The following is a 25,901-nucleotide window of genomic DNA, read 5'->3' on the forward strand; positions in this document are numbered from 1 at the left end:
GTATTAGCCCCGGTTTCCCGGAGTTATCCCAGTCTTATGGGCAGGTTACCCACGTGTTACTCACCCGTCCGCCGCTAACTTCATAAGAGCAAGCTCTTAATCCATTCGCTCAACTTGCATGTATTAGGCACGCCGCCAGCGTTCATCCTGAGCCAGGATCAAACTCTCCAATAAAGTTAGTTTGTCTAGCATCCAAAATAAAAATTGACGTTTCACGTTGTTTGTTTCGTTCAGTTTTCAAAGAACTACTTAGCCGCTCATTTGCGACTTCCTTATGTTAACATCTTCGTTTTTCGATGTCAACTAAGTTTTTTAATTTCTTTTTATCGTTTTCTGCGTTTCCGCATCAGCGACGGTTATTAATATATCATGCAGTACATACATCGTCAATACTTTTTATAAAAAAATTTCACATCCCGTTAAAAGTTTAAAAACATATTTCAAAAATCATTATAATCTCCCTTCCTTCTGCATTTCATATCTTATCACTTTACCATATTTCTGCACGATAGAAAATTCTAAATTTTATGTTATATTATTGTTATAGGAGCGTGGTGAGAATGAGCATTAAGTATTCAAACAAAATCAATAAAATCCGGACCTTTGCATTAAGTTTAGTATTTATCGGCCTCTTCATTGCATACTTAGGAGTCTTTTTCCGTGAGAACATTATTATTATGACAACATTTATGATGGTTGGCTTTTTAGCTGTTATCGCTAGTACAGTCGTTTATTTTTGGATTGGTATGTTATCTACTAAAACTGTACAAATTATTTGTCCAAGCTGCGATAAACCTACAAAAATGCTCGGTCGTGTCGACGCATGTATGCATTGCAACCAACCTTTAACAATGGATCGAAATCTAGAAGGAAAAGAATTTGATGAAAAATATAATAAGAAGAGCTATAAATCATAAGTATATACGGAGACAATGCATCCTTACAAAACTAAACATGAAAAGGTGATTTCTTAACTAAGAAATCACCTTTTGTATTTATCCTTAATTAAATCCTCCACTGAACATTTTAACTCCTTCTGAACCTAACGTAATTCCCATATATAATAAAGAAAGAGGCTGACGTAAATCCGTCAGCCTCTTTCTTTATTATATATTACGCCTTATGACACTCTGGACAAACGCCATAAATTTCTAAGCGATGACTATTAATAACGAAGCCTGTTGTTTTTGCAGCTTCCTCTTCAAGTTGTTCCAAACCTCCATAAGGAAAATCAACAATTTTACCACATTTTTCACAAATCACATGATAATGTTGACTTGTAACATAATCAAATCTACTTGAAGCGTCTCCATAAGTTAATTCCTTTACAAGCCCAACCTCTTTAAATACACGTAAGTTATTATAGACAGTTGCAACACTCATATTTGGAAACTTACCTTCTAATGCTTTATAAATATCATCCGCTGTTGGGTGCGTCATTGATTCCACAAGGTACTCTAAAATAGCATGACGCTGTGGAGTAATGCGTACACCCGTATTTTTCAGCATTTCTAGCGCTTCTTTTAATTCTTCTTTGACCACCGTCATGCACCCCGATTCTATACGGATTATTATTTTATAATTCTTATAAAGAGTGTACTCCTTTTCTTATAAATCGTCAATATTTCTACTATAAGTATGTGGTTTATTTTTGTATATAGCCTTATTCTTATGTATCTTTCCCTATTTTTTATGCATTTACAATAGAAAAAAAGTGCGACATAATCGCACTTGGAATACTATCATCTGAGGAGGTATGCCCTACACTTCACTTTATGTAAGACAATAAAATATGTATAGACACTCGCCTTACTTCTATATATTTTATCTCCACAATGGATTTAGTTTATATAAGAAAGAACATCTTCAATATGTCCCTTCACTTTCACTTTACGCCACTCTTTTACAAGCTCACCGTCTTTATTAATAAGGAATGTAGAGCGCTCAATTCCCATGTACTCTTTCCCAAAGTTCTTTTTCAATTTCCAAACATCGTATAATTCTGCTACTTTATGATCCTCATCTACTAAAAGTGTAAATGGAAGTTCATGCTTCTCAATGAATTTCAAATGTCTATTTGCCGAATCCGGACTCACTCCAAGAATAACCGTGTCCTTCTCTTGAAATAATCCATATGCATCTCGAAAATCACATGCTTCAGTTGTACACCCTGGAGTCATATCTTTCGGATAAAAATATAGAACTACATTTTTACCACGAAAATCAGCCAAGCGAACTTGTTCCCCGTTACTTCCCTCTAATGTAAATTCTGGAGCCATTTCTCCTACTGTGATCATTGTTATCACTCCTACTCTTTTCTTTTACTATAACAAATGCTTCCTTATTTTTCATTGTCTGTTACAGACCTCATTACAAAAGCAAACGGTAATGTATATCCAATTAGCGCTTCTCCAATCGCAATCCATCGCCCAATTCCAATCGGAGATATGTCACCATATCCAACAGACAATAAAGTAACTGCGCTAAAATATAAACAAATTTCAACGAGTTGAAAAGAGTGAGCGTTTAAGCTTTCTCCATCCTCTTTCAAAACTGCAAAACCCATTTCCTCTAATACAACGTAACTTAATCCAAATGCAATCAATACTGTTGTATAAATCAAAAATAATGTAGCTAAATTATACAGCGAAAAAAAACGCGTTGAATCTGAATAGGAACTCCATAATAATTGGACACTCCTCAAAATAGCAATTGCTGCAATTAATAGAATAAATCCCCATAACATGTCCTCCACCTCATTTTATATGTATGAGACAGCCATTAGATTTATCCCTTAGAAACAAACAAGCTTTTATAATTAATTCCCTGCACCACGGTACCTTTTTACCCCTTGATTCCAAAGAGTAATTGCAATCGTAAAACAGATAACACCAACGAGCGGTGTTGCAAATGCATAGCTATTCCACTCTGTTTTTCTTAAAAAGTACGCTGCTGGATACACTCCGACAAACGCAAATGGTAGGACAAACGTTAAAATGAAGCGAATCACACGGTTATAAATATTAACAGGATAGCGGCCATAATTCCCTATGTTATACATTAGCGGCATAATCGAACTTTTCGCGTCCGACCAAAAACCAAGACTTGCAAGCGTAACAAATATCCCTCCGTATACAAGTGCGCCCCCTCCTACCATCAACAAGAATAAGAAGATATCGTACCAGTAAAAAGATAATTGCAACTCCACTGCTGCGTAGCCCATTACAATCATTCCCGTAATCGCTCCAATTAAAGATTCAAGCTCCATTCTTTCTAAAATAATTTGAAATAAACTATGAATCGGTCTCGTTAATATGCGATCCATTTCTCCTTTAATAATGTAACGATCATTAAAGTCCCATATGTTAAAGAAAGCTGAGAAAATGGCAAACGGCACTAAAAAGAAACCATAAATAAAGATGACTTCTTCTCTACTCCAACCTTTTAATGCTTGCGTATGTCCAAACACAACGAGAATAAAAATTAAATTAACAGCCTGTAGTGATAAATCAGAAAGTAATCCAACGATAAAATCGCCCCGATACTCCAATTTTGTTTTTATATATTGGCTTGCATATTGCAAAAATAGTTTTATATATATCATCTCATCATCCCCCTTGTACAATTAGACGTTTTCTCGCCGTTCTCCACATGAGTACAATTGGAATAATAAGGACAATTGCCCAAATTACTTGGAATAATAATGCCTCATACAATTTACTTCCTTGTATACCTTCTGAAAAAATCATACTCGGAATATAACTAATGGCCTGAAACGGTAAAAACATCATTGCCTTTTGGGCCCATAACGGATAAAAACTAATTGGTAATAATAGACCTGAAAACAAATCAATAACAACACGTTTTGCATACATAATTCCGCTATTATTAAATAAGAAGAATGTGAGCATTCCCGTCATTAAATTAATTTGTGTATTAATAATAAAACTAAATATTAAAGATAAGAAGAAATATAACCACGTTTGAAAGTTCGTTGTAATTTGCAATGAAAATAATAAGGTAACGATGACCATACCCGGAATTGAAAAGAAGACAAAGCGAAATATTCCTTCACCAAGACCTTGCATCACTTTCATCCCTAAATAGTTATATGGACGTATCAGTTCTACCGCTACACGTCCTTCTTGAATCTCCATCGCAATTTCCCTGTCTATATTATTAAAATAAAAAGCACGTGCCATCCACGCAATTGCGATATACGTAGTCATTTGCGAAATAGATAAACTTTCAATATTCTCTTTTCCGCTATAAATTGCTTGCCACAAAAAATAATATGCGCCGATATTAATTGTATAAATTAAAATCCCGCTATAGTAGTTTGTACGATACGCAAGCATCATTAAAAAGCGAATTCGAATCATTTCAATGTACTTACCCATGTTTAATACCTTCCTCATAAATGTTACGAATAATTTCCTCTGTAGACACTTCGTTAATTTTTAAATCTTTAATTTGAAAGGCTTGTACCACTTTAGAAATAAGCATTGAAATAATAACTTCTTCATTCGGTATTTTGGCAATCCACGCGTTTTCCTCTTTCGCTTTCGACCAAACGACATGACTATCTGGCATAACCATTGATAAATCCTGATAAGAAACTGGTGCGACAAACTGAAAATGTATTTCTTTCTCTGCTCCCCACTGCGTACGAAGATTATTTAAAGAACCGTCATACATAATATTGCCTTCATCCAGCATGATAACGCGCTCACATAAAGCTTCAATATCAGTAATATCATGAGTTGTTAATAAAATCGTTGTTTTATAACGTTCATTCATTTCTTTTAAAAATTCACGTATTTTCAATTTCACAAGTACATCTAACCCAATTGTTGGTTCATCTAAAAATAATAACGGCGGATTATGAATTAATGCCGCCGCTAATTCACAACGCATTCTTTGACCTAAAGATAGCTTTCGAACTGGCTTATCTAATAAAGGACCAATATCTAACGTTTCGATCACGTGCTCCATATGTTCTTTATACTGAGCGTCTGATACACCGTACACTTTTTTTAATAAACGAAACGATTCTTGTACCGCAATATCCCACCAAAGCTGTGAGCGTTGTCCGAAAACAACACCAATCGTTCTTACAAATTCTTCCCTCTGCTTATGCGGGTTCATCCCGTTTACTAAAATGTCTCCTGATGTCGGAGTCAAAATCCCCGTAAGCATTTTAATTGTCGTTGATTTACCAGCACCATTCTCACCGATATATCCAACCATTTCACCTTGTTTCACAGTAAAAGATACATCATTTACTGCTGGCACTATTTTATAATTACGATTTAATAAATCGCGAAATGCACCCTTTAAACCTGGACGACTTGAATAGGCTGTAAATTCTTTACGTAACCCTTGTACCTCAATTACCGATTTCATAACCGGACCCCCTTCCTAAATGTCACAACGAATAGTTTACCCAACTGCCTTCTCTATCACAAACAATACGTCTTTTCGAAAAACATGTTAGAATAATACATAGATTTTTGTAAGGAGATGAATGGTAGTGAAATTCACAAAATCAGAAGCATTACATAAAGAAGCTTTAGAACATATCGTTGGCGGTGTTAATAGTCCTTCTCGTTCTTTTAAAGCAGTTGGTGGCGGCGCTCCTGTTGCTATGGAACGTGGAAAAGGTGCTTATTTCTGGGATGTAGACGGAAATAAATATATCGATTATTTAGCAGCATACGGTCCTATTATTACTGGACATGCTCACCCGCACATTACAAAAGCAATTACAACAGCTGCTGAAAATGGTGTACTTTACGGAACTCCAACAGCGCTAGAAGTAAAATTTGCAAAAATGTTAAAAGAAGCAATGCCTGCATTAGATAAAGTCCGCTTCGTAAACTCTGGTACTGAAGCTGTAATGACAACAATTCGTGTCGCTCGCGCTTACACAGGCCGCACAAAAATTATGAAATTCGCTGGTTGTTACCACGGTCATTCTGATTTAGTACTTGTAGCAGCTGGATCTGGCCCTTCTACACTAGGAACTCCTGACTCAGCGGGTGTACCACAAAGTATCGCTCAAGAAGTTATTACCGTTCCATTTAATAATGTAGAAACTTTAAAAGAAGCATTAGATAAATGGGGACATGAAGTAGCAGCTATTCTTGTAGAACCAATCGTTGGAAACTTCGGTATTGTAGAGCCAAAACCTGGCTTCCTTGAGAAAGTGAATGAACTTGTTCACGAAGCTGGTGCACTAGTAATTTATGATGAAGTTATTACTGCTTTCCGCTTCATGTACGGTGGTGCTCAAGACTTACTTGGCGTAACACCAGACTTAACAGCGCTTGGTAAAGTTATTGGCGGCGGACTTCCAATCGGTGCTTACGGTGGTAAGAAAGAAATTATGGAACAAGTTGCCCCTCTTGGACCTGCATATCAAGCTGGTACAATGGCAGGAAATCCTGCTTCTATGGCATCTGGTATTGCTTGTCTAGAAGTTCTTCAACAAGAAGGGCTTTATGAAAAATTAGATGAACTTGGTGCAATGCTTGAAAAAGGAATTTTAGAGCAGGCTGAAAAACATAATATCGATATTACATTAAACCGCCTAAAAGGCGCTTTAACTGTATACTTCACAACAAATACAATTGAAGATTACGATGCAGCACAAGATACAGACGGAGAAATGTTCGGTAAATTCTTCAAGCTTATGCTGCAAGAAGGAATTAACTTAGCACCTTCTAAATACGAGGCATGGTTCTTAACGACAGAACATACAAAAGAAGATATTGAATATACAATTGAAGCTGTAGGTAGAGCATTTGCTGCTTTAGCAAACAATAAATAATCCCGCCATTAAAAGGAAAAAAGAAAGCACACCTTTCTTTTTTTCCTTTTTTCTATTTCATAAATTCCTCATTAATAGTATAATTATTCATAATTATCTGTTTAATTTTATTTTATATCCTTACTATCTTTGTATACAAGGCTGCTCACGCCTCAAATAGTAAGATTATTCAAACTTTCATAAGAGGGGGGATTGACGGATGCTCAATAAAACAAACACATGGACACCGTCTTTATTTCGAGATTACAAAAATGCGGAACACGATGCGTGTGGAATCGTTTCCGTTATGGAGAAACGAAAAATTCCTACAAAAGAAAATATTGATCTTTGCATACAATCGCTCGTCAAAATGAATCATAGAGCTGGTTTCATTAATGGCGAAGGCGATGGAATCGGTATTCACATTGATGTACCAAAATCACTTTGGAATGAAAAATTAAAAAGTAGCGGATATAATCCAACGATCGTGGATCATCCCCACTTTATCGTTGGACATTTTTTTCTAAACAAAAACGAAAATATAGTTAATTTAAAAAATCATATTCGTACACAACTAAACAACGAAAACTTTACAATTCTTTTCGAAAGTGATGATGTAATAAACTCCGATGCACTCGGTCCACTTGGTAAACAAGAAGAACCTTTATTTTGGCAAGTTGCTCTTATCGCAGAAAATGAAGTTGCAAATATTGAGCAAACATTATTTACAGTAACGATAAAAATAGAAGAAAATGAAGCGATTCATGTTGCTTCCTTAAGTCGTGATCACGTTGTATATAAAGTTCTCGGTGCTGGGGATACACTTGTTGCCTATTACAATGATTTACAACACCCACTTATTGCTTCAACTATGACACTAGGACATAATCGCTATTCTACTAATACATTATCTAACTTCTTTCGTGTACAACCATTTAGTATCCTCGGACATAATGGTGAAATTAACACAATTGCAAAATTACGCGATCAAGCTGAAATGATTCATGTTCCACTTACTGCTGGGGGCAGTGACTCCCAAGATTTAAACCGCACCTTAGAAACCCTACTTGTTCAATACAACTACAGTTTATTTGAAGCAATGGATATACTATTCCCGCCAATTATTAATGAAATTAAACTTTATGAACCACATTTACAAGATTTATATACGTATATACGTGAAGCATGGGGCCATTTTGCACAAGGTCCAGCTGGCATTATTTCACGTTATAAAGATGAAGCTGTTTTCAGCGTGGATTCCCTCGGGCTACGACCAGTATGGAAAGTAGAGACAGAAAGCTCTTATATTTTCTCTTCTGAACCTGGAGTTGTATCCCCAACTGAATATGTAGCAGAACCAAAACCACTCGCTCCAGGGGAGAAAGTCGGACTAAAGTGGAATGAACAAGATGAGCTTGTTCTTTATGAATATGACAAATACCAAGCTCAAGTATATGACCGTTTTAAAAAACGAGTGGATACTAAAGATTATCATTTAAACTTATCTACCCCTGAAACGAAAGAAATCCAAGGATTATGTGATTCTATGCAAGTTGACACAAAACAATACGTTGCTTTCGGATGGGATCGTGAACATATTCAGCTTCTTGAACAGATGGCAACAAAAGGTGTTGAACCAATTCGCTCACTTGGGCATGACTCACCACTCGCTGCACTTGATACTGATAGACGGAATATCGCTGACTTCATTAAGGAAAGTGTAGCTGTTGTTACAAATCCAGCAATCGATCGCGATCGAGAAGTTGAACACTTCTCCACACGAACGATACTTGGCAAACGTCCAAGTTTATTGGCTGATGCTAAACAGCCATTTGTAGTTGAGATGCTTTCCCCAATCATTTTAGAAGGAAGTGTAGCACAATCTATTGTAGAAGAATTACACACAATTACGTACGAGCAACTTATACAACTATTCAATACTCATAGCTCTATCGCTACAATCTCTGCTACATTCAGTCAGGCAGAAACTTTACAATATGCCTTAAGTCGAATTAGCTCTGAAGCGATAACAGCCGTGAACGATGGAGCTTCCCTATTATTAATAGACGATGCTGATGCTCACCTAAATGGACGATTATGGATTGATCCGCATTTAGTTACCGCGAAAGTACATCAAGTATTAAGCGAAAATAAATTACGCCGAAACTGCTCTCTCGTTATACGTTCGGGTGCCCTTCGCTCCTTACACGATATCGTCACACTGTATGGATTAGGAGCAGATAGTATTAATCCCTATTTATTATTTGCAACCGTAAATGATGGGACAAAAACACCAATTATGAATTTATACAATGCACTTAATAAGGGACTGGAAAAAGTCATTTCAACAATTGGAATTCATGAATTGCGTGGTTACGGTCGCCTCTATTCTTCTATTGGATTACATGAGGAAATCGCAAATATATTGCAAATTACAAATTTCTTAGGTTCAAATGATTTAGCTTTTTCTCTTGAATCACTTGCTGAAGATGCACAAATGCGAGCGAACGATTATAACAATCCTAAAGTTAGAATGCGAAAATCTTTTCATATATTCCCACGAATTTGGAAAGCAATCGGCGATGTTGCAAAGGGAAACTCTTATGATGATTACCGTGAAAAATTAAGTGAATTAGAAGAAAATAACCCAATCGCAATTAGACATCTTGTTCAAACGAAAGAAACAAAACATGTCGTTCCGGCTGAAGAAGTGTCCATCAGTATTCAAAATCATGATTTACCATTTATTATTAGTTCCATGTCATTCGGCTCTCAAAATGAAATTGCCTTTCGTGCATATGCAGAAGCGGCCGACCAGCTAAATATGATTAGCTTGAACGGTGAAGGCGGCGAAATTAAAGATATGATTGGAAAATATCCACATACACGTGGACAACAAGTTGCATCTGGGCGATTTGGCGTAAACGCCGAACTACTAAATTCATCAAACTTAATTGAAATAAAAATTGGGCAAGGCGCAAAGCCTGGTGAAGGTGGACATTTGCCAGGTTCAAAAGTAACAGCCAAAATCGCCGAAGCACGTAATGCAACAATTGGCTCAGATTTAATTTCACCTTCGAACAACCATGATATTTATTCCATTGAAGATTTAGCTCAAATGATTACAGAAATTAAAACGGCTAATCAACTTGCGAAAGTAGCTGTAAAGGTTCCTGTTGTCCCTAATATTGGAACAATTGCTGTTGGCATCGCAAAAGCTGGTGCTGATTTTATTAACATTAGCGGATTTGATGGTGGTACAGGTGCTGCACGTATTCACGCATTGCAGCATGTAGGCCTTCCTGTAGAAATTGGTGTGAAAGCCGCTCACAATGCTTTATTAGAAGCAAATATGAGACATAACGTAGAAATTTGGGCTGACGGTGGTATTCGAAGTGTGAATGATGCCTTAAAAATCATGCTTCTTGGGGCAAATCGCATTGGATTTGGTACATTATCCATGATTGCAATCGGCTGTACAACTTGCCGCGGATGTCATCTAGATACTTGTCACGTTGGAATTGCAACACAAATTGAATCTGAAGCTCAGGCGAAAGAACACGGATTACGCCGCTTCGTCCCGCGCGAACTAGAAAGTGCCGTGGCTGGATTATTACATTTATTCACTACTTTTGGCGAAGAACTAAAACGATTAACAGGAAATCTTGGCTATACAAATTTACAAGAAATTGTCGGACGTTCCGATTTATTAGAGCAAGTTAGAGGCAAAAAATTATTAAACTTATGTAATTTACTACAAACGATAGAACATCCATCTGTTACAAACACGGAACAGATGCCTGAAAAACAATTTGAAACAGTTCATTCCCCTCATTCAAAAGAATTAGTAGGCGTTGGTGTAGAGCAACGCGTTATGGGCGGTCTAGAATCTTGCTATCGCGTTCGTAGTAAATTATATGAAGATACAAAACTTGAACCACTTACATTAAAGTATACGAATGGCTCGATTCCTGGAAATGGATTAGGTGCTTACAATAGTGAAAATTTATTTATACATGTAAATGGCGGTGCACAAGATGGTATTGGTAAAACCTCCTTTGGTGGTGGTATTTATATAACGAAAGCAAAAGGAAAAGATGACCTATATTATAACGGTTCTGTCGGAAAAGGTTTTGGATACGGTGCACAAAAAGGAGCGTTATACGTTCAAGGTAACGCTGATGCTCGCGCTGGCATTCGTCTCTCTGGAGCAGACATGATAATTGGAGGGCGCATGACGAAGCCACTCCGAGAAAAAGAGCAAGGGAATATAGGCGCATACTCTAATATTAAAGGTTTTGCTTTTGAATATATGACAAATGGGCGAGCGCTTGTTTTAGGGGATCCTGGCCCATGGATCTGTGCTGGTATGACTGGCGGCGTTGTTTATTTACGTCATGATTCAAGCTTAGGTTTAACAGAACAGGCCTTAAAAAGAAGAATCGCAAAAGGAGCAAATGTTACATTACAACCAATTAGTAAAAATGGTGTGCAAGATGTGACCGAGTTATTACTAGATTATATCCGTGTATTAAATGAACATGAGCAATATGAAGAAGTTGCTTTGTTAACACCGTTACTCGATGATATGCAGCAACAGTTTTTTGAAATCATTCCGAAAAAAGAGCAGGCTGATCCATCTATCTCAACAGAGTGATATGCCTATTTTTCATCTTCAAGAAAAAAAATTGACGAAGTACACTTCTCATAGTAATCTATAGTAACAATTTGAAACCTGCTGAAATTCAGCAGGTTTTTTTACTAAAAATTGATGTTTCAAAAGAATTAGGAAAAAGTATAAAATGAATCTTAATTTCTTATTAACGTCACTAAAATATCACTTGCTAACATATTGTAATGAATGTATAGTATCATGTTGTACATTCATTATGACAAGAGAAAGGATCTTATTTAGGGTATGAAACTTGGTGCTCGCATTTTAAAAACGGGTATTGCCATCACACTAGCTTTATTTGCTTGTATTTTACTTAACTTACCGAGTCCGGTATTTGCGGGAATCTCAGCTATCTTCGCTGTTCAACCGTCTGTATACCGTTCGTATTTAACTGCACTTGAACAAATTCAAGCAAACGTCATTGGTGCGGTATTCGCTATCGCATTCGCTACTGCTTTTGGACATAATCCTTTTATTATTGGATTAACATGTATATTAGTAATTGCTCTTACATTGCAATTACGATTAGAAAACACAATATCAATCGCTTTAGTAACTGTTATCGCTATTATGGAATATCAGGGTGAAGATTTCTTTAGTTTTGCCTTACTTCGATTTGCGACGATTATGGTTGGTATTATTGCCGCTTCACTTGTAAATTTAGTATTTATGCCGCCAAAATACGAAACAAAGCTATATCATCGCATCGTTGATAACACAGAAGAAATTGTAAAATGGATTCGAATGAATAGCAGGCAAGCTTCGGATTTTACAACGCTAAAAACTGATATTGATCGTATGAAAGAAAAAATGATCAAATTAAACCATTACTATTTGCTGTATAAAGAAGAAAGAAGTTATACGAAAAAAGTACAGTTCGCAAAAATTCGTAAGCTCGTTTTATTCAGACAAATGTTAGCTACGACAAGCCGTGCTTTAAGTACGTTAAAATCATTACATCGTACTGAAAACGAACTGCGCTATATGCCAGAAGAATTTCAGGAATCTATCCAGAACGAACTTGACTCATTAACACATTATCATGAACAAGTTTTATTAAAATTTATTGGTAAAGCAAAAAAACAACAATCTGTTGAAATGCTTGATGAGGTTGAAACAGGTAAACAAGAATTAATTGATATCTTTATGGAATATCAAAACAAAGACGATGAAGAAGCATATAAAACATGGCTACATCTCTTCCCTCTTATTTCTGCCATTATTAACTATAGTGAAGAAGTAGAGCATTTAGATTTACTTGTGGATAGCTTCTACACATACCATAAACCAGAAGCAGAACTTAAAATCGATGATAAAAAAGAAGACGAATAAAAAACAGCTCCTTTTACGCTAAAGGAGCTGTTTCTGTTATATGTTGAAGTTGATATAAGTTGTAATAATATCCTCTTTTTTTCATTAATTCTTCATGAGAACCTGTCTCTTTAATTTCACCATCTTCAATGTAAATAATCGTATCCACATGCGTAATCGTCGCCAATCGATGTGCAATTATAATTGTCGTTCGATCAGCAGCTAACGTCTGAAGCGCCTCTTGAATATATCGTTCATTTTCTAAATCTAAAGCGGAAGTCGCTTCATCTAATATAAGTAATGATGGATCCTTTAAAAACACTCGTGCAATCGCTACACGTTGCCTTTGACCACCAGATAACTTCACACCACGTTCCCCAACGACAGTATCATAACCATCAGGTAACTCTATAATAAAATCATGAATTTGCGCAGCTTTGGCAGCTGCAATTACTTCTTCCTCTGTAGCTTTCGGATTTCCATATAAAATGTTCGCCCCGATTGTATCGCTAAATAACAAATTATCTTGCAGTACAATTCCAATATGACTACGTAAATTTCTCATATCATACTTTCTGACATCTATCCCATCTACATACACTGCGCCTGAAGAAACATCATAGAAACGCGGGATTAAACTAGCAAGAGATGACTTCCCTCCTCCACTCGCTCCTACAAGTGCTACCTTCTCTCCTGGTAACATAGTTACCGAAAGGTTATGTAATACCTCTTTTTCATCCGCATTGTAACGAAAAGATACATTATCAAATATCACTTCACCATTTAATTTTTTCGTTTGTACCGCACTTGGCACATTCACAATATCGTATTTTTCATCTAATAGTTCAAACACTCGGTCCATCGATGCAAAAGACTGCGTTAATGTCGTAGATGAATTAACAAGGCGGCGAAGCGGACTATACAAACTATCCATATATCCGACAAAAGCAACCATAGTCCCTAATGTTAACTGCCCCTGAATCACTTCATATGCTGCAAAACCAATTACAAGTAACGGCCCTAAATCTGTTAACGTATTTACTGCCGAAAATGTTCTCGCCGTCCAACTCGTATGCGTTAACGCTTTCGTCAAAAATTCATTATTTCTTTTTTCAAACTGCTTCCCCTCATACTCTTCTAATGCAAAGCTACGTGTCACTTGCATCCCTTGAATACGTTCATGTAAATATCCTTGCATCGTTGCTAACGCTTGTGAACGCTCCTTCGTCAATTTACGAAGACGCCCGAAAAAATATTTCACTGCTACTACATAAATAGGTAAAATTAATAGCGCAACAAATGTCAATTTTATATTCATAGAAAACATAACAATAATAGCGATAGCAATTGTTGCCGTATCTAACCAAACATTCATCAAACCAGTAATTACAAAGTCCTTCGTTTGTTCTACATCATGAATGACACGTGAAATAATCTCCCCTGTTTTTGTATTCGAATAATAGCGTAAACTCAACTTTTGTAAATGACCAAAAATATGTTTTCGCAAATCATATAGTATTGTATTTGCGATACGCTGCGCAAAATATTGACGATAATATTCAATCGGTGGTCTTAACATTGCAAAAATAAAAAAAGCAATCCCAATCGCTGTTACTAGTTGGGACGTCTTATCTTGAAGTGACCCTCCGCCCTGAATGACATCATCAATAATATATTTTAATAACCACGGCATAATAAGCGGGATGCCGAATTTAACTAGACCAATCATAATCGTAATAGCAATAAGCCATCGATATGGTTTAACAAATTGCAAATATCTTTTTATACCTTGCACATAATCCCCCCTCTAATAGGACAAACCTGCGGGGAAATCCCCTGCAGGTTTGTTTTAATTTCTGTACATTAAATATCTCTCATACCACATATCTACAAAGTCTGGTGCGAATGGCCCTTTTCTTTGATGAATCCATTGTGTTAGTTGTGCTACATTTCGTTTTAAAATCGTATCAATTACAGGTGGATATTGCATAATTTGACTATGTTTTTCATACTCATCTTCATCTAAAAGCGTATATGTCATATCTGGATACACTTTAATATCTAAATCATAATCAATATACTTTAATGCTTCAGAATCATATGCAAAAGGTGAGCTTAAATTACAATAATAATATACTCCCTCTTCTCTTAACATTCCAATTACATTAAACCAATAGTTTGCATGAAAATAACAAATTGCTGGTTCACGAGTAATCCATGTTCGGCCATCTGATTCCGTCACTACTGTACGATCATTTGCTCCGATCACAAGACTTTGTGTCCCTTTTAAAATCGTTGTCTCTTCCCACATTCTATGAATGGAGCCATTATGTTTATAACTATGTATTTGTACTTTTTCTCCTTCTTTGGGAAATCCCATATATGCTCCCTTCTTTCAACTGCAAATGCCCTTTGAGCTGCATTCACTTTTTTTCTATTATAACTTTTTTGTCGAAATTTTAAAACTAAAGCGCCAAGGCTCTATTTTTCACACTGAATACCATAATCCTAATCTTCTTAGGTTACGGGGCAAAACAAGGAAATGAGAATAAAAAAAGTCCTTCCTCATTTCCATGTAAAGAAGGACCTTTCACCTAAAGGTAACGATATATCTTATCCTAAATTTGAAATCATTTTTTCAGTTTCAAAAGATTGAATCACACTATTTGTTTGCTCTTCAAATTTCTCATGTAATAGCTTGAGCGCTAATTCTGTTCTATATATTTCTTGGCGAATAAAATGTAATTCCTTTTTATCGCACGTATCCTTTTCGCTCATTTCAATTTGCTGATACTTCTCTAGGTGAGCTTGTAACTTCAACAACTCATCCATCGTTTCCAATTGCTCTCCTACCAACTTATCAAAATCGTTCATTACTTACCCCCTTTTGGACTTATTTATCATTTATTATTCCTCATTACATATTTCTAATCTTTAACTTCCTTCTCCTTTGACTACATTTGTTGACTTATTAGAAGTTATGTCGTTCGCTTTATTTTCATTACCAAGACCCATGCACAAAGAAAACACTTCTCCCGAATTAGAGAAGTGTTTTTCTTTCATTACTGATTTGAACTAGAAGATTGTGACTGTTTTGCAGCTGATTGTGCATTTTGTTTTTTCACAGCATGCACGTCTGTTTCAGTTGCAAATTCAGTACCATAACTAGCGTTTGCACTTTGTGCACCAGAAGCTTGTGCTTTCTTTGCTTCTGATTGCGCGTTTGCTTGTTTTACTGCTTGCACATCTGTTTCAGTTGAAAACTCTGTACCATAACTAGCATTTGTACTTTGAATGCTAGCACCAGAAGTTGCCTTGTTATAACCTTGTTGTTTTTTACTCATCTTTCTCACCTCCACAACCAATAATGTAACCAATTCACTTAGAAGCTATCCGTGATTTTCTTTTTTTAATCTCCGTATATATCTCTTGTCACTCATTTAAACTATAGAAAATGGAGGTGGAAATATGTATATAGGACGCGATATGACTGAACTAACGATGATTTCAAAAAATGAGTGGAAAGAAGATGAATTGGCTTATTTTCATCATTCATTACAACAGATTCTGCCGTATTTAAATGCAGAAGGTCAAAGTATCTACAAAGAAATTGTAATAGAAATTGAATCAAGAGGCGGCTTACAAGAAGGTGATGCTAGTTGGACTCATGGGACAAAAATTTCTTACGATTAAAAAAGTGTTCCCAACCTGGGAACACTTTTTTTGTTTATCCCGCTTTAATGGGCAGTAAGACCCCCACCTCAAAATGCAGCGAAAGAAAAGAAGTAAGGTGGGGGTCGAGCTGCCCATTAAAGTCCGATTGGTGAGGGCTAATCATCAGTGGGGGATGAAGAAAACCCCCACTGATTAAAGTTTCACTTTATTGCATTGTAATTTTCTCAACACAATTCTCATAAATCGTACGATGCGATTTAGAGAAAGGTAACTGCTCAAATGCTTCTTTCGATACAAATTTCAATGTATCTGTTTCAACGATATCACCAGTTACTTTTCCGTAAAATACGAATATATCCCATGTGCGATGTGTAAATGTATGTTGTACATTCATTGCGTATTCATCAATAGAAATCGAGAGCTCAAATTTTTCTTTCATATAATCTGTAAGCTGTTCTTTCTGACTTCGAATCCCTTCGCCAAGTTCAATATTCGGAAACTCCCACATGTTAGCTAATAAACCGGTACTTGGACGTTTATTAATGACGTAACGACCATCTTCAGTTTGAAGTACTCCTGCAACGATCGGTACCATCGTAGGGGCTTTCGCTTTACTTTTTACTGGTAATTCCTTTTGAACACCTTCAGCATATCCCCTGCAATGCTCACGTACAGGACAAAGTAAGCATGCTGGATTTTTAGGAATACAAATCAGTGCTCCTAATTCCATCAAACCTTGATTAAAATAAGATGGATTTTCAGCCGAAATAATTTCACGCACAATCTCTTCAAACACTTTTCTCGTTTTCGGTTTTGCAATGTCATCCCATACTGATAAAATGCGAGATAATACACGCATAACATTTCCGTCAACTGCCGGCTCTGGTATACCATATGCGATACTTAAAATAGCACCTTTTGTATAGGGACCGACTCCCTTTAATTTCTCAATCTTCTTTACATCACTTGGCACAATCCCGCCATATACTTCTTTTACTTCTTTTACGGCTGCATGTAAATTTCGCGCTCTAGAATAATAGCCTAAACCTTCCCATGCTTTTAACACTTCTTCATCATCAGCATTTGCCAAAGCTTCTAGAGTAGGAAACTTCCCCATGAAATTTGCGTAATATGGTTTTACAGCTTCTACCCTAGTTTGCTGCAACATAATTTCCGAAACCCAAACACGGTATGGATCTTTATTTTTACGCCACGGTAAGTCGCGTTGCTCTTTTTCAAACCAACCAATTAAATCATTTTGAAACTGCTCTATGTTAAAATTATTTAATATTTCAAGTGTCAAACTTGGTCCCCCTCATTTTTTTGCATATAAGTACTATTATAAAGATTTTAGGAAAAAATTTAAGTAAGATGACATAGGAAATAGAAGGCAAAGGACTTGAGGTATCGAATAAAAAGAGTTACATTAATAAAAAACGGAGGTGGATTTCTATGGACACAGCCACTCACCTTGTTATGGGCGTTACTCTAGGCAGTTTGGCCACGTTAGATCCAGCCATAGCACAAAGTGATATTGGGCCACAAGCAGTTATGCTTGCTACAATTGCCGGCTCCAATATTCCTGACATCGATACAGTTTTAAAATTGCGTAATAACGCTAAATATATAAGAAATCATCGTGGGATTACTCATTCCATTCCTGCAGTGATTCTTTGGTCTTTCCTTATAAGTGGCATCTCTTTCGCCTTCTTTTCAGACGCTCCATATTTGCATCTACTACTTTGGTCCTTTATTGCCGTCTTTCTTCATGTCTTTGTAGATATTTTTAATGCCTACGGTACACAAGCATTACGGCCCTTCACAAAAAAATGGGTAGCGCTCGGCATCATTAATACATTTGATACCGTCATTTTCTTTATCCATATACTCGCAATTGCTTGTATGCTCGTAGGTTCCCATAAAGGATATACTGCCTTAGCAGCGTATATATTAATGATTGTTTACTACATCGGACGGATTATGATGCATAGAAATATAAGAAGTGTTGTACAAAAACGTTTCAAAAATGTTGAGAAGATAATCATTTCTCCTTCTTATCGATTTTATCATTATCATTTAGCAGTCGTTACAACCGATTATTACTACGTTGCTAGATGGCATCGTGGTAACATTATGATCTATGATAAGTTCGATCGGGTACCGTTCCCAGATAATGCTATTATGCGCGCAGCTAAACAAGATGAAAACATCTCAGCATTTTTATCTTTCTCCCCTGTATATCGCTGGGACATTTTCGATTATGATCATTATTATGAAGTTCGATTCATTGATTTGCGATATCGTAGTAAAGACTATTATCCATTCGTTGCGATCGTTCAACTCGATCATAATTTAAATATTATTAGTTCCTATACAGGATGGATTTTTAGTGAAGAAAAACTTCGAAAAAAACTGGAGTTACTTCCACATTAAAAAAAGCGACTTCAGTCGCTTTTTTTAATGTTTCAAATGATCTTCTTGATTGATTAGATGGCTATATTTCGGATTATTTGTACGCATTTCATGAAGGCGTCCTCCATGATTATTAATCCATGATCGCACAACTTGTTCAGTCATTTCTTCTCCTTGATAACGACCTGATTTCGCATAAGTCGTTTGAAAATCTTCCCACAGTAATTCAACCCAAGCACGCGCTTGTGCGTAAGAAAGCTTGTCATTTTTGTCTAATAGTTCTTTCGTTAATGCTTCATAAATATCATTCATGTTCTAGTCTCCTTTACCTAATTATCCCTTCATTTCTAAAGGATAGTTTCTTCTATTTTGCACATTCTATAATTGATACTTCTTCAAGAGGTATCAACTGATGATGAGGAGGGCGTTCGCAATGGGTAAACAAGCCGAATTTTGGTCTGAGTCAAAAAACAACAGCAAAATCGACGGTCAACCGAAAGCGAAATCACGCTTCGCTTCGAAACGACCTAACGGCACAATTAACACGCACCCACAAGAACGTATGCGTGCTGCAAATCAGCAGGAAGAGTAGTAACAAAGTAACTTAACTTCCTACACGAGGTGATAAAGATGAGCTACCGTGATCGCTTAGATAGTCGTTCTGAATTATTTAACCATACGTGGACTCGTCCGAAACATGCAAAAGCGCAAGTTAACGGACAGACGCAACAAACCCAGTCTCTCATTATATTGGCGAATGAATGTAAAAAACGCCAATTTTAGAATCTCCTATCTCCTGTAACGCCTACCAAAGATGAAAACCAGAGAGATATTCGCTCTCTGGTTTTTATTTTTCTTGCAATAAAGAAATCGGTATTCCAATCTCTTCATTATCATTTTGCTTATGTCCCCAAGCAAATACCCCATTGAAATACGTAATTTCAAATAATATACCAGGTTCTTCTACTAATTCATACGTTTCACCAATATGGAATTTGTTTATGTCAGTCATATAAGCGCGAGCCATTGCTATCTTTCGCATTAATACATCGAACTCATTTACAATTCCAAGTTGCTCAGCTTTTATTGCTTGCTCTTTCAAAACCCCAATTTCTTCCCTTAGCTCATATGGTGTCATTTCACTGTAGCGTTTTGGCATATTCATTTTATTCCCTCACCCCTCTTCGCGTTTCATTTGCAAAAATATCTCTATCTCATCAATAGAGAATCCTTTACGATATAACGCTTGTTTCATCTTATTTTCAAATGTCCATCCATCATACTTCTTATATTTCTCATAGTATTTATTCCCATGATAGTGTAACGCTTCTTGTTGCTTTTCGTCATCTTTTTCGTCTTTCAATTCTTCCAAACAAATTTGAATCACATCTCTAGAATATCCTTTACGAACAAGCATTTCGTCTAACTTTAGCTTCATTTGTAAAAAGGAATGCTTTTGATAAGACTTTTTCTTCTTTTCTATAAGAATTAAAGCATTCTCAATTTGCTTTTCCTTTGGATATTCTTGTAAACTATGCGTAATAATTAAATCCTGAATACCTTTATTTAACAACTCTCTTTTAATAACCGTTGGACCTTTTCGATTCACATTACTTTGCGTTCTCGTATATAAAATAGCATACTCTTTATCATTAATATATCGGTCATGTAATAATTTCGAAACGACTTCAGAGATGATGGCTTGTCCTACTTCTTTTTTTCGTAAGAAATCTTCTATTTCTAGTTTCGTTCTCATTTGATAGGATAAATAGGAGATTGCTTGTAAATATGCTTTTTGTACCTCTTCATTGTACAAAATATTTCCTAACGCTATTTCATCAATTTCTAAGCCTTTTTGTAATCCGTGTTTTATTAAGATTACTTCGTTCACACTAAATCCGTATTCTTCCCCTTGACCTTTATCGATATAAATATTAAACCGTTCTTTCGATCGTTTTTGCACTTCTATTTTTGTAATGACAGCCATACTCTCACCTCTCTATTATTTTAACATAGTCGAGGAACGTTTTTGCTTTTCAAGAATATATATAATGAGGAGGAAATAATTGTGAAAATCGCAATTTCTGGTGGTACCGGCTTTATCGGCACATACCTTTCTACTTTTTTTATTCAAAAAGGATATACGGTTTACATTCTCACAAGAAAAGAAACTACTGAAACTTCTCACCCTAACCTTCAGTATGTGCAATGGACACCAGATTTGCAAACCTTCCCCCTCTCTTCTATTGATGTAGTTATTAATCTAGCTGGAGAGTCTATTAATAGTAGATGGACAAAGAAACAAAAGAAAGTCATTTTAAACAGTAGAATTCAAACAACAAAAGGACTCATTAAACAATTGCAGGCACTCCCTACAAAACCACACACATTTATTAACGCAAGTGCAATTGGATACTATGGAACGTCTGAAACCGAGTCTTTTACAGAACAGCATGTGACTCCTGGAAATGACTTTTTAGCAAATACAGTATATTCATGGGAACAAGAAGCATCTAAAGCACGTGCTCTCGGAATACGGACAATCTACGCAAGATTCGGAGTTATATTAGGTCCAGACGGAGGAGCCCTTCCCAAAATGCTACTTCCCTATCAATTCTATATCGGAGGTACAGTTGGATCTGGAAATCAATGGTTATCATGGATTCATATAGACGATGTCGCTTCCATGATTGATTTCATCATACACAAAGAAGAAATTGATGGACCGCTTAACATTACAGCTCCTGATCCTATAAGAATGAAGGAATTTGGAGAAATCATTGCAACTATAATAAAAAAACCTCATTGGTTACCTGTCCCTTCATTTATGCTTCGTGCTTTATTAGGCGAGATGAGCATACTTGTACTAGAAGGGCAACATGTATTACCTAGTAAAGCAATTGAGTATAGGTATCAATACACATTTCCGTCAATAGACCATGCATTACAAAATATACTTTCGCATACAATGTAGTACTTCTAAAACACAGTTTTACAGAGGGCCCTTTCAAAACTTTTATTTTCTAGCATCCGGAGCATTATTACACAAATAATCTTTCAGTTACTTTCCCTTACATTCCATTAACATTATAAAGTAACAGAAATGAGGTACCTATGAAAATATTGCTCAAACAAGCCATTGTCTATCCTATTACATCCCAAAAATTTCAAGGGGATGTACTCGTTATAGGAGAAAAAATTGCTGAGGTCAAGCCTTCCATTCAACCTACTCAAGATATGACAGTTATAGACGCACGTGCTCTTCATCTCTTACCTGGATTTATTGATGTCCATACCCATCTTGGTCTCTATGATGAAGGTACTGGTTGGGCTGGCAATGATGCAAATGAAACGTCTGAAGTTTCAACACCACATATCCGTTCTTTAGACGGAATCCACCCTTTGGATATTGCATTTCAAGATGCGGTACAAAATGGAATTACAACTGTTCACGTTATGCCAGGAAGTCAAAACATTATCGGTGGTACGACTTGTGTAATAAAAACAGCTGGAACTTGTATTGATCATATGATTATCCAAGAACCTGCTGGTTTAAAGATTGCCTTTGGAGAAAATCCTAAAAAGGTCCATAGTAATGGCACAAAAGAGTCCATTACGCGTATGGGAATTATGGGATTACTTCGGGAATCATTCTATGAAGCACAGCACTACGGGCATGAAGCTGATTTTCGAATGCTTCCTATCTTAAAAGCATTACGCCGTGAAATACCCGTACGTATCCACGCTCACAGAGCAGATGATATTAGTTCTGCTCTACGCTTTGCAACAGAGTTCAATCTTGATTTACGTATTGAACATTGTACAGAAGGACACTTTATTGTTGAAGAACTTTCAAAACACAATTTGAAGGTTTCAGTTGGCCCCACGCTTACACGCCGTTCTAAAATCGAACTAAAAAATAAAACATGGGATACTTACCATATATTATCAAAAAATGGAGTGGAAGTTTCCATCACAACAGATCACCCCTATACACCCATTCAATATTTAAATGTTTGTGCTGCTGTCGCAGTAAGGGAAGGATTAGACGAAAAAACTGCACTAGAAGGAATCACTATATTTCCAGCGCGAAATTTACGTTTAGAGGATAGAATTGGAAGCATTGAGGCTGGAAAAGACGCTGATCTTGTGCTCTGGACCCATCATCCTTTCCATTATTTAGCCAAGCCTGTACTAACTATGATTGATGGAAAAATAATTTACAAAAAAAATAAAAAAAACTAGTTTATTTTTTTGACTAGATAAAGTATTATACGATTATAAACTGAATGAAACCATAATCAATTTGTGTCGTGATTATCATTTTCAAATTGATGAATGGGGAAGGCAAATGGTGCGCCACCAGCGTTAGAAACTGGTTCTAGTGGGTTCGATTCCCACCCCGAAATTTTTTAAAGATTGATATAAAAATTTCGAGGGTGGGGTGTTTTTTCGTCATGCTACCCTCGTGTGAGGAGGAGTTAGTATGTTGAAAAAACGCGACTTACACGACAGCCACGTTCTATACGAGTTAATGGTGGATCCAGCTGTCTTCCCTTTTGTGCGTCAAAAGGCTTATTCTTATGAGGAATATTTATTTTTAACGAAACAAACGATTGAAGCTGAAGAGCGTGGGGAATTAATTTCACGCACAATTTTAGATGAATGGGGTAACCCTATCGGAACAATTACTTTATTTGATGTGCAAGAAAAAGCCGGATTCCTTGGAACATGGCTTGGCAAACCTTATCACGGAAAAGGCTACAATAAATTGGCAAAAGATTCATTTTTTAGCGAACTTTTCTACGAGTTAGATATTGAAACGATCTTTATGCGTATTCGCAAAATAAATATTCGTTCTATTAAAGCTGCAGAAAAATTACAATATGTAAATCTAGCAAACGAAACAAGAAAAGCCGTTTATGATGAAATTAACGCAAATGAAGAAGTATATAACTTATATGAAATTCCAAAAGATCAATATACACTTGCTACAATGCGAGATACAACGTTCCAAGATTCTCATCACTTAAAAGAAGCATAATCTAAATTTTCAGAAATAATAATTAACCATTAACATTTTGATATATACGTATATCACCCCATGTCTCTGGAAACGATAGATAGTAACTTTAGGACACGAGGTGATTTGTAATGGATAAAAAGAAACGTGATAAAGCAAAAAACGCATTATCTAGTACACAAGAAGTTCTTTACCAACGAGAATTTCGTAAAGCAGATCGCGCAGCGGGTTATCGCTCGAAAAGTATTTAAAGTGAGAATGAATAATTAGAAGTTCTCCCCCCTAATTATTCATTCTCATTACATATTTTTTCTACGTGATAGAGTAGAAAAAAGGTTCCTTATAAATAAGGAACCTTTTTTCTGTGGATAACGTTATCCACAGAATTGATAGAATTGTTAATAAATTATACAAACCCTTCACCAGCTTTTATGTTGTAGCGCACATCAAATGTTAGAATTGTGGATATTTTTCTAAAAATTGTGGATGATGTGGATATAGTTGTTAATATTCCGACTTTAATGTTTAATAAATACGCAATCTTCATGTGGATAAGTCTTTATCTTCGAAAATAATAAAGAACCCTCTTTAAACATACAAAAGAGGGTTTCATATTAAGTAAATGATTGTGCAAGAGCAGGTGATTTAATAGGTATATGATTCGGTTCTACATGGTTTTCTGCCAAAATTGTATCCACAATATGATCAGCTGGCTCTGGACGATAAATGCTTTTCATCGCTTCTTTCATTTGAAGAAGCCTCATATCATCTTGTAATAACGCCTCTGTTTTTGCAAAAACCTCACTATCATCACGAATGACAACTGCAGCCCCTTTTCTTTCAAAGTACATCGCATTTTCATTTTCTTGTCCTGGAACAGGCTTATATAAAATGACAGGTACTTGCAATGCTGCCGCTTCACTTAACGTAATACCGCCTGGCTTTGTAATCATACAAGAAGTAACGCGGAATAGTTCATCAATATTTTCTACATAACCAAATACTTTTAATGCATCAGGATTTTTTTCCTGTAACCCTAACAAATCCTGTTTTAACGCTTCATTTTTCCCACAAACGACAACTACTTGTAAATCAGGTACTGACATAAATGATTGGCATAGTTCTTTTACACTTCCTAATACTCCATGAGCACCTGCTACAATTAGTAAAATCTTTTTATTCTTACATAACTGATATTTATTATATATAATATCTGAATTGATCTTTAACTCAAAACTACTACGAATCGGAATTCCAGTTTCAACAATTTGCTCCGCAGGCACACCAATATCAACCATAACTTTTTTTACGTGATCAGTTGCTACAAAATAACGATCTACTTCCCGATGAATCCATATTTTGTGCACACAAAAATCCGTTAATACGTTATACACAGGAATTGAAATACCTGTTTGCTTTTTTAATTCTGGTACAGCTATAATCGGAAAAGTATTAATAACAATATCCGGTTTCTCCGCTTGTAAAAGTAATTTCAAACGTTTTCTTCCAAAATTAGCATACCAAGATGCTATTTTTTTATCATAAATTTTTTCTACGCCATAATAAAACAAGCGGTACAATTCTTTTCCTATTGTATAACTTTTTAAATATAAATATTTTGTAATATCGGTTATAACCGGATGTGATTCTCCGAACAAATCGCATACAATTACATCTTTAATTCCTTTTTGGCGAAATGTTTGTTCTAATGTTTTCGCTACTTGCACATGACCGTTTCCGTAATGTGCAGTTAATATTAAAACCTTGGGGTTTTTTATCAAACAAATCCACTCCTAGCTTATTGTTTCTCCATATTGCATATACGACAATAGGAAAAACATTTTCCTTAAAAATTACATAAACAGACTCTAATATTTCTCTTTCAGCTATGTACCTGTCGTGGATATGCAAAGCATATAAGATTGACCCCTTAATCCTATCTGTGCTCATATCTTTACATTATACTTTCCTATAAGAGCTTTCGCAATAACTTA

Annotated in this window: 27 protein-coding genes and 1 rRNA gene; 12 read left to right on the forward strand and 16 right to left on the reverse strand. The window is 36.0% G+C overall.

Going from position 1 to position 25,901, the window contains the following annotated elements:
• A 16S ribosomal RNA gene (locus MR147_RS18720) occupies positions 1 to 174 on the reverse strand; the annotation flags it as partial.
• 386 nt (positions 175 to 560) lie between these two features.
• On the opposite strand from MR147_RS18720, the gene MR147_RS18725 reads away from it, so the two are divergent.
• A complete protein-coding gene (locus MR147_RS18725; protein WP_000025063.1) occupies positions 561 to 917 on the forward strand; it encodes a YgzB family protein in 357 nt (118 codons plus the stop codon).
• A gap of 196 nt (positions 918 to 1,113) precedes the next feature.
• Here MR147_RS18725 and perR read toward each other — a convergent pair whose 3' ends face one another.
• The 6 genes from perR to MR147_RS18755 form a co-directional block, all read right to left on the reverse strand.
• Positions 1,114 to 1,542, reverse strand: a complete 429-nt coding sequence (gene perR, locus MR147_RS18730; protein ID WP_000237831.1) for a peroxide-responsive transcriptional repressor PerR — start codon at positions 1,540 to 1,542, stop codon at positions 1,114 to 1,116.
• Between the two features lie 299 nt (positions 1,543 to 1,841).
• Positions 1,842 to 2,297, reverse strand: a complete 456-nt coding sequence (gene bcp, locus MR147_RS18735) for a thioredoxin-dependent thiol peroxidase (protein WP_074608205.1) — start codon at positions 2,295 to 2,297, stop codon at positions 1,842 to 1,844.
• A 44-nt stretch (positions 2,298 to 2,341) separates the two neighbouring features.
• Entirely contained in the window at positions 2,342 to 2,746 is a 405-nt protein-coding gene (locus tag MR147_RS18740; RefSeq protein ID WP_000964351.1) for a potassium channel family protein, read from the reverse strand.
• 72 nt (positions 2,747 to 2,818) lie between these two features.
• Positions 2,819 to 3,604, reverse strand: coding sequence for an ABC transporter permease (locus MR147_RS18745; protein WP_000639354.1), 786 nt, complete (start codon positions 3,602 to 3,604; stop codon positions 2,819 to 2,821).
• 4 nt (positions 3,605 to 3,608) lie between these two features.
• Positions 3,609 to 4,400 carry an ABC transporter permease gene (locus tag MR147_RS18750; protein WP_074608204.1) on the reverse strand — a complete coding sequence of 264 codons (792 nt, stop codon included), beginning with the start codon at positions 4,398 to 4,400 and terminating at the stop codon, positions 3,609 to 3,611.
• Positions 4,393 to 5,406, reverse strand: coding sequence for an ABC transporter ATP-binding protein (locus MR147_RS18755; protein WP_000843646.1), 1,014 nt, complete (start codon positions 5,404 to 5,406; stop codon positions 4,393 to 4,395). Before MR147_RS18755 ends, MR147_RS18750 begins: the two co-directional genes overlap by 8 nt.
• A 121-nt stretch (positions 5,407 to 5,527) precedes the next feature.
• On the opposite strand from MR147_RS18755, the gene hemL reads away from it, so the two are divergent.
• The 3 genes from hemL (at position 5,528) to MR147_RS18770 (ending at position 12,818) form a co-directional block, all read left to right on the forward strand.
• A complete protein-coding gene (gene hemL / locus MR147_RS18760) occupies positions 5,528 to 6,832 on the forward strand; it encodes a glutamate-1-semialdehyde-2,1-aminomutase (protein ID WP_000260535.1) in 1,305 nt (434 codons plus the stop codon).
• Positions 6,833 to 7,031: 199 nt separating this feature from the next.
• Positions 7,032 to 11,468 carry a glutamate synthase-related protein gene (locus tag MR147_RS18765; protein WP_074608202.1) on the forward strand — a complete coding sequence of 1,479 codons (4,437 nt, stop codon included), beginning with the start codon at positions 7,032 to 7,034 and terminating at the stop codon, positions 11,466 to 11,468.
• Between the two features lie 261 nt (positions 11,469 to 11,729).
• Complete coding sequence (locus MR147_RS18770; RefSeq protein ID WP_000765785.1) at positions 11,730 to 12,818, forward strand: aromatic acid exporter family protein; 1,089 nt, start codon at positions 11,730 to 11,732, stop codon at positions 12,816 to 12,818.
• Between the two features lie 13 nt (positions 12,819 to 12,831).
• Here the strand turns inward: MR147_RS18770 and MR147_RS18775 are convergent, their stop codons facing one another.
• The 4 genes from MR147_RS18775 to MR147_RS18790 form a co-directional block, all read right to left on the reverse strand.
• On the reverse strand, positions 12,832 to 14,592 hold the full coding sequence (locus MR147_RS18775; protein ID WP_242304618.1) for an ABC transporter ATP-binding protein: 1,761 nt from the start codon (positions 14,590 to 14,592) through the stop codon (positions 12,832 to 12,834).
• A gap of 54 nt (positions 14,593 to 14,646) precedes the next feature.
• The gene (ntdP, locus tag MR147_RS18780) at positions 14,647 to 15,177 is read right to left on the reverse strand and encodes a nucleoside tri-diphosphate phosphatase (RefSeq protein ID WP_000506628.1); all 531 of its coding nucleotides are present in this window, start codon (positions 15,175 to 15,177) and stop codon (positions 14,647 to 14,649) included.
• 233 nt (positions 15,178 to 15,410) lie between these two features.
• A complete protein-coding gene (locus MR147_RS18785; protein WP_000997582.1) occupies positions 15,411 to 15,671 on the reverse strand; it encodes a YgaB family protein in 261 nt (86 codons plus the stop codon).
• Between the two features lie 188 nt (positions 15,672 to 15,859).
• Positions 15,860 to 16,141 carry a gamma-type small acid-soluble spore protein gene (locus tag MR147_RS18790; protein WP_000039045.1) on the reverse strand — a complete coding sequence of 94 codons (282 nt, stop codon included), beginning with the start codon at positions 16,139 to 16,141 and terminating at the stop codon, positions 15,860 to 15,862.
• 124 nt (positions 16,142 to 16,265) lie between these two features.
• Here MR147_RS18790 and MR147_RS18795 point away from each other — a divergent pair, with 124 nt between their 5' ends.
• Entirely contained in the window at positions 16,266 to 16,490 is a 225-nt protein-coding gene (locus MR147_RS18795; protein WP_000275431.1) for a hypothetical protein, read from the forward strand.
• Between the two features lie 187 nt (positions 16,491 to 16,677).
• On the opposite strand, the gene mutY is transcribed toward MR147_RS18795, so the two are convergent.
• Positions 16,678 to 17,775, reverse strand: a complete 1,098-nt coding sequence (gene mutY / locus MR147_RS18800; protein ID WP_000171405.1) for an A/G-specific adenine glycosylase — start codon at positions 17,773 to 17,775, stop codon at positions 16,678 to 16,680.
• Between the two features lie 149 nt (positions 17,776 to 17,924).
• On the opposite strand from mutY, the gene MR147_RS18805 reads away from it, so the two are divergent.
• Positions 17,925 to 18,905, forward strand: a complete 981-nt coding sequence (locus tag MR147_RS18805) for a metal-dependent hydrolase (RefSeq protein ID WP_000379131.1) — start codon at positions 17,925 to 17,927, stop codon at positions 18,903 to 18,905.
• Between the two features lie 24 nt (positions 18,906 to 18,929).
• On the opposite strand, the gene MR147_RS18810 is transcribed toward MR147_RS18805, so the two are convergent.
• Positions 18,930 to 19,196, reverse strand: a complete 267-nt coding sequence (locus MR147_RS18810) for a YfhJ family protein (protein WP_000998157.1) — start codon at positions 19,194 to 19,196, stop codon at positions 18,930 to 18,932.
• Positions 19,197 to 19,317: 121 nt separating this feature from the next.
• Here MR147_RS18810 and MR147_RS18815 point away from each other — a divergent pair, with 121 nt between their 5' ends.
• Positions 19,318 to 19,476: a small, acid-soluble spore protein K gene (locus tag MR147_RS18815; RefSeq protein WP_000517891.1), complete on the forward strand. Its 159-nt coding sequence runs from the start codon at positions 19,318 to 19,320 to the stop codon at positions 19,474 to 19,476.
• A gap of 38 nt (positions 19,477 to 19,514) precedes the next feature.
• Positions 19,515 to 19,667, forward strand: coding sequence for a YpzG family protein (locus tag MR147_RS18820; protein WP_000122093.1), 153 nt, complete (start codon positions 19,515 to 19,517; stop codon positions 19,665 to 19,667).
• Positions 19,668 to 19,731: 64 nt separating this feature from the next.
• Here the strand turns inward: MR147_RS18820 and MR147_RS18825 are convergent, their stop codons facing one another.
• Positions 19,732 to 20,049 (reverse strand): YfhH family protein, encoded by a 318-nt coding sequence (locus tag MR147_RS18825; RefSeq protein ID WP_001057035.1) that lies wholly within the window; start codon positions 20,047 to 20,049, stop codon positions 19,732 to 19,734.
• A gap of 9 nt (positions 20,050 to 20,058) precedes the next feature.
• On the reverse strand, positions 20,059 to 20,871 hold the full coding sequence (gene recX, locus MR147_RS18830; RefSeq protein WP_000268517.1) for a recombination regulator RecX: 813 nt from the start codon (positions 20,869 to 20,871) through the stop codon (positions 20,059 to 20,061).
• Positions 20,872 to 20,952: 81 nt separating this feature from the next.
• Between recX and MR147_RS18835 the strand changes: the two genes are divergently transcribed.
• The 4 genes from MR147_RS18835 to MR147_RS18850 all read left to right on the forward strand — a co-directional run bounded on the left by MR147_RS18835 (position 20,953) and on the right by MR147_RS18850 (position 24,158).
• Positions 20,953 to 21,858 carry a TIGR01777 family oxidoreductase gene (locus MR147_RS18835; protein ID WP_242304619.1) on the forward strand — a complete coding sequence of 302 codons (906 nt, stop codon included), beginning with the start codon at positions 20,953 to 20,955 and terminating at the stop codon, positions 21,856 to 21,858.
• 140 nt (positions 21,859 to 21,998) lie between these two features.
• Positions 21,999 to 23,129, forward strand: coding sequence for an amidohydrolase (locus tag MR147_RS18840; protein WP_000698303.1), 1,131 nt, complete (start codon positions 21,999 to 22,001; stop codon positions 23,127 to 23,129).
• Between the two features lie 241 nt (positions 23,130 to 23,370).
• A complete protein-coding gene (locus tag MR147_RS18845) occupies positions 23,371 to 23,928 on the forward strand; it encodes a GNAT family N-acetyltransferase (RefSeq protein WP_000914738.1) in 558 nt (185 codons plus the stop codon).
• 110 nt (positions 23,929 to 24,038) lie between these two features.
• Positions 24,039 to 24,158 carry a YfhE family protein gene (locus tag MR147_RS18850; RefSeq protein ID WP_000358480.1) on the forward strand — a complete coding sequence of 40 codons (120 nt, stop codon included), beginning with the start codon at positions 24,039 to 24,041 and terminating at the stop codon, positions 24,156 to 24,158.
• A gap of 363 nt (positions 24,159 to 24,521) precedes the next feature.
• On the opposite strand, the gene MR147_RS18855 is transcribed toward MR147_RS18850, so the two are convergent.
• Positions 24,522 to 25,688 carry a diglucosyl diacylglycerol synthase gene (locus tag MR147_RS18855; RefSeq protein ID WP_000594713.1) on the reverse strand — a complete coding sequence of 389 codons (1,167 nt, stop codon included), beginning with the start codon at positions 25,686 to 25,688 and terminating at the stop codon, positions 24,522 to 24,524.
• Between the last annotated feature and the right edge of the window lie 213 nt (positions 25,689 to 25,901).

Source organism: Bacillus cereus group sp. BfR-BA-01350 (genome assembly GCF_022663775.1).
Classification (GTDB): Bacteria; Bacillota; Bacilli; order Bacillales; family Bacillaceae_G; genus Bacillus_A; species Bacillus_A paranthracis.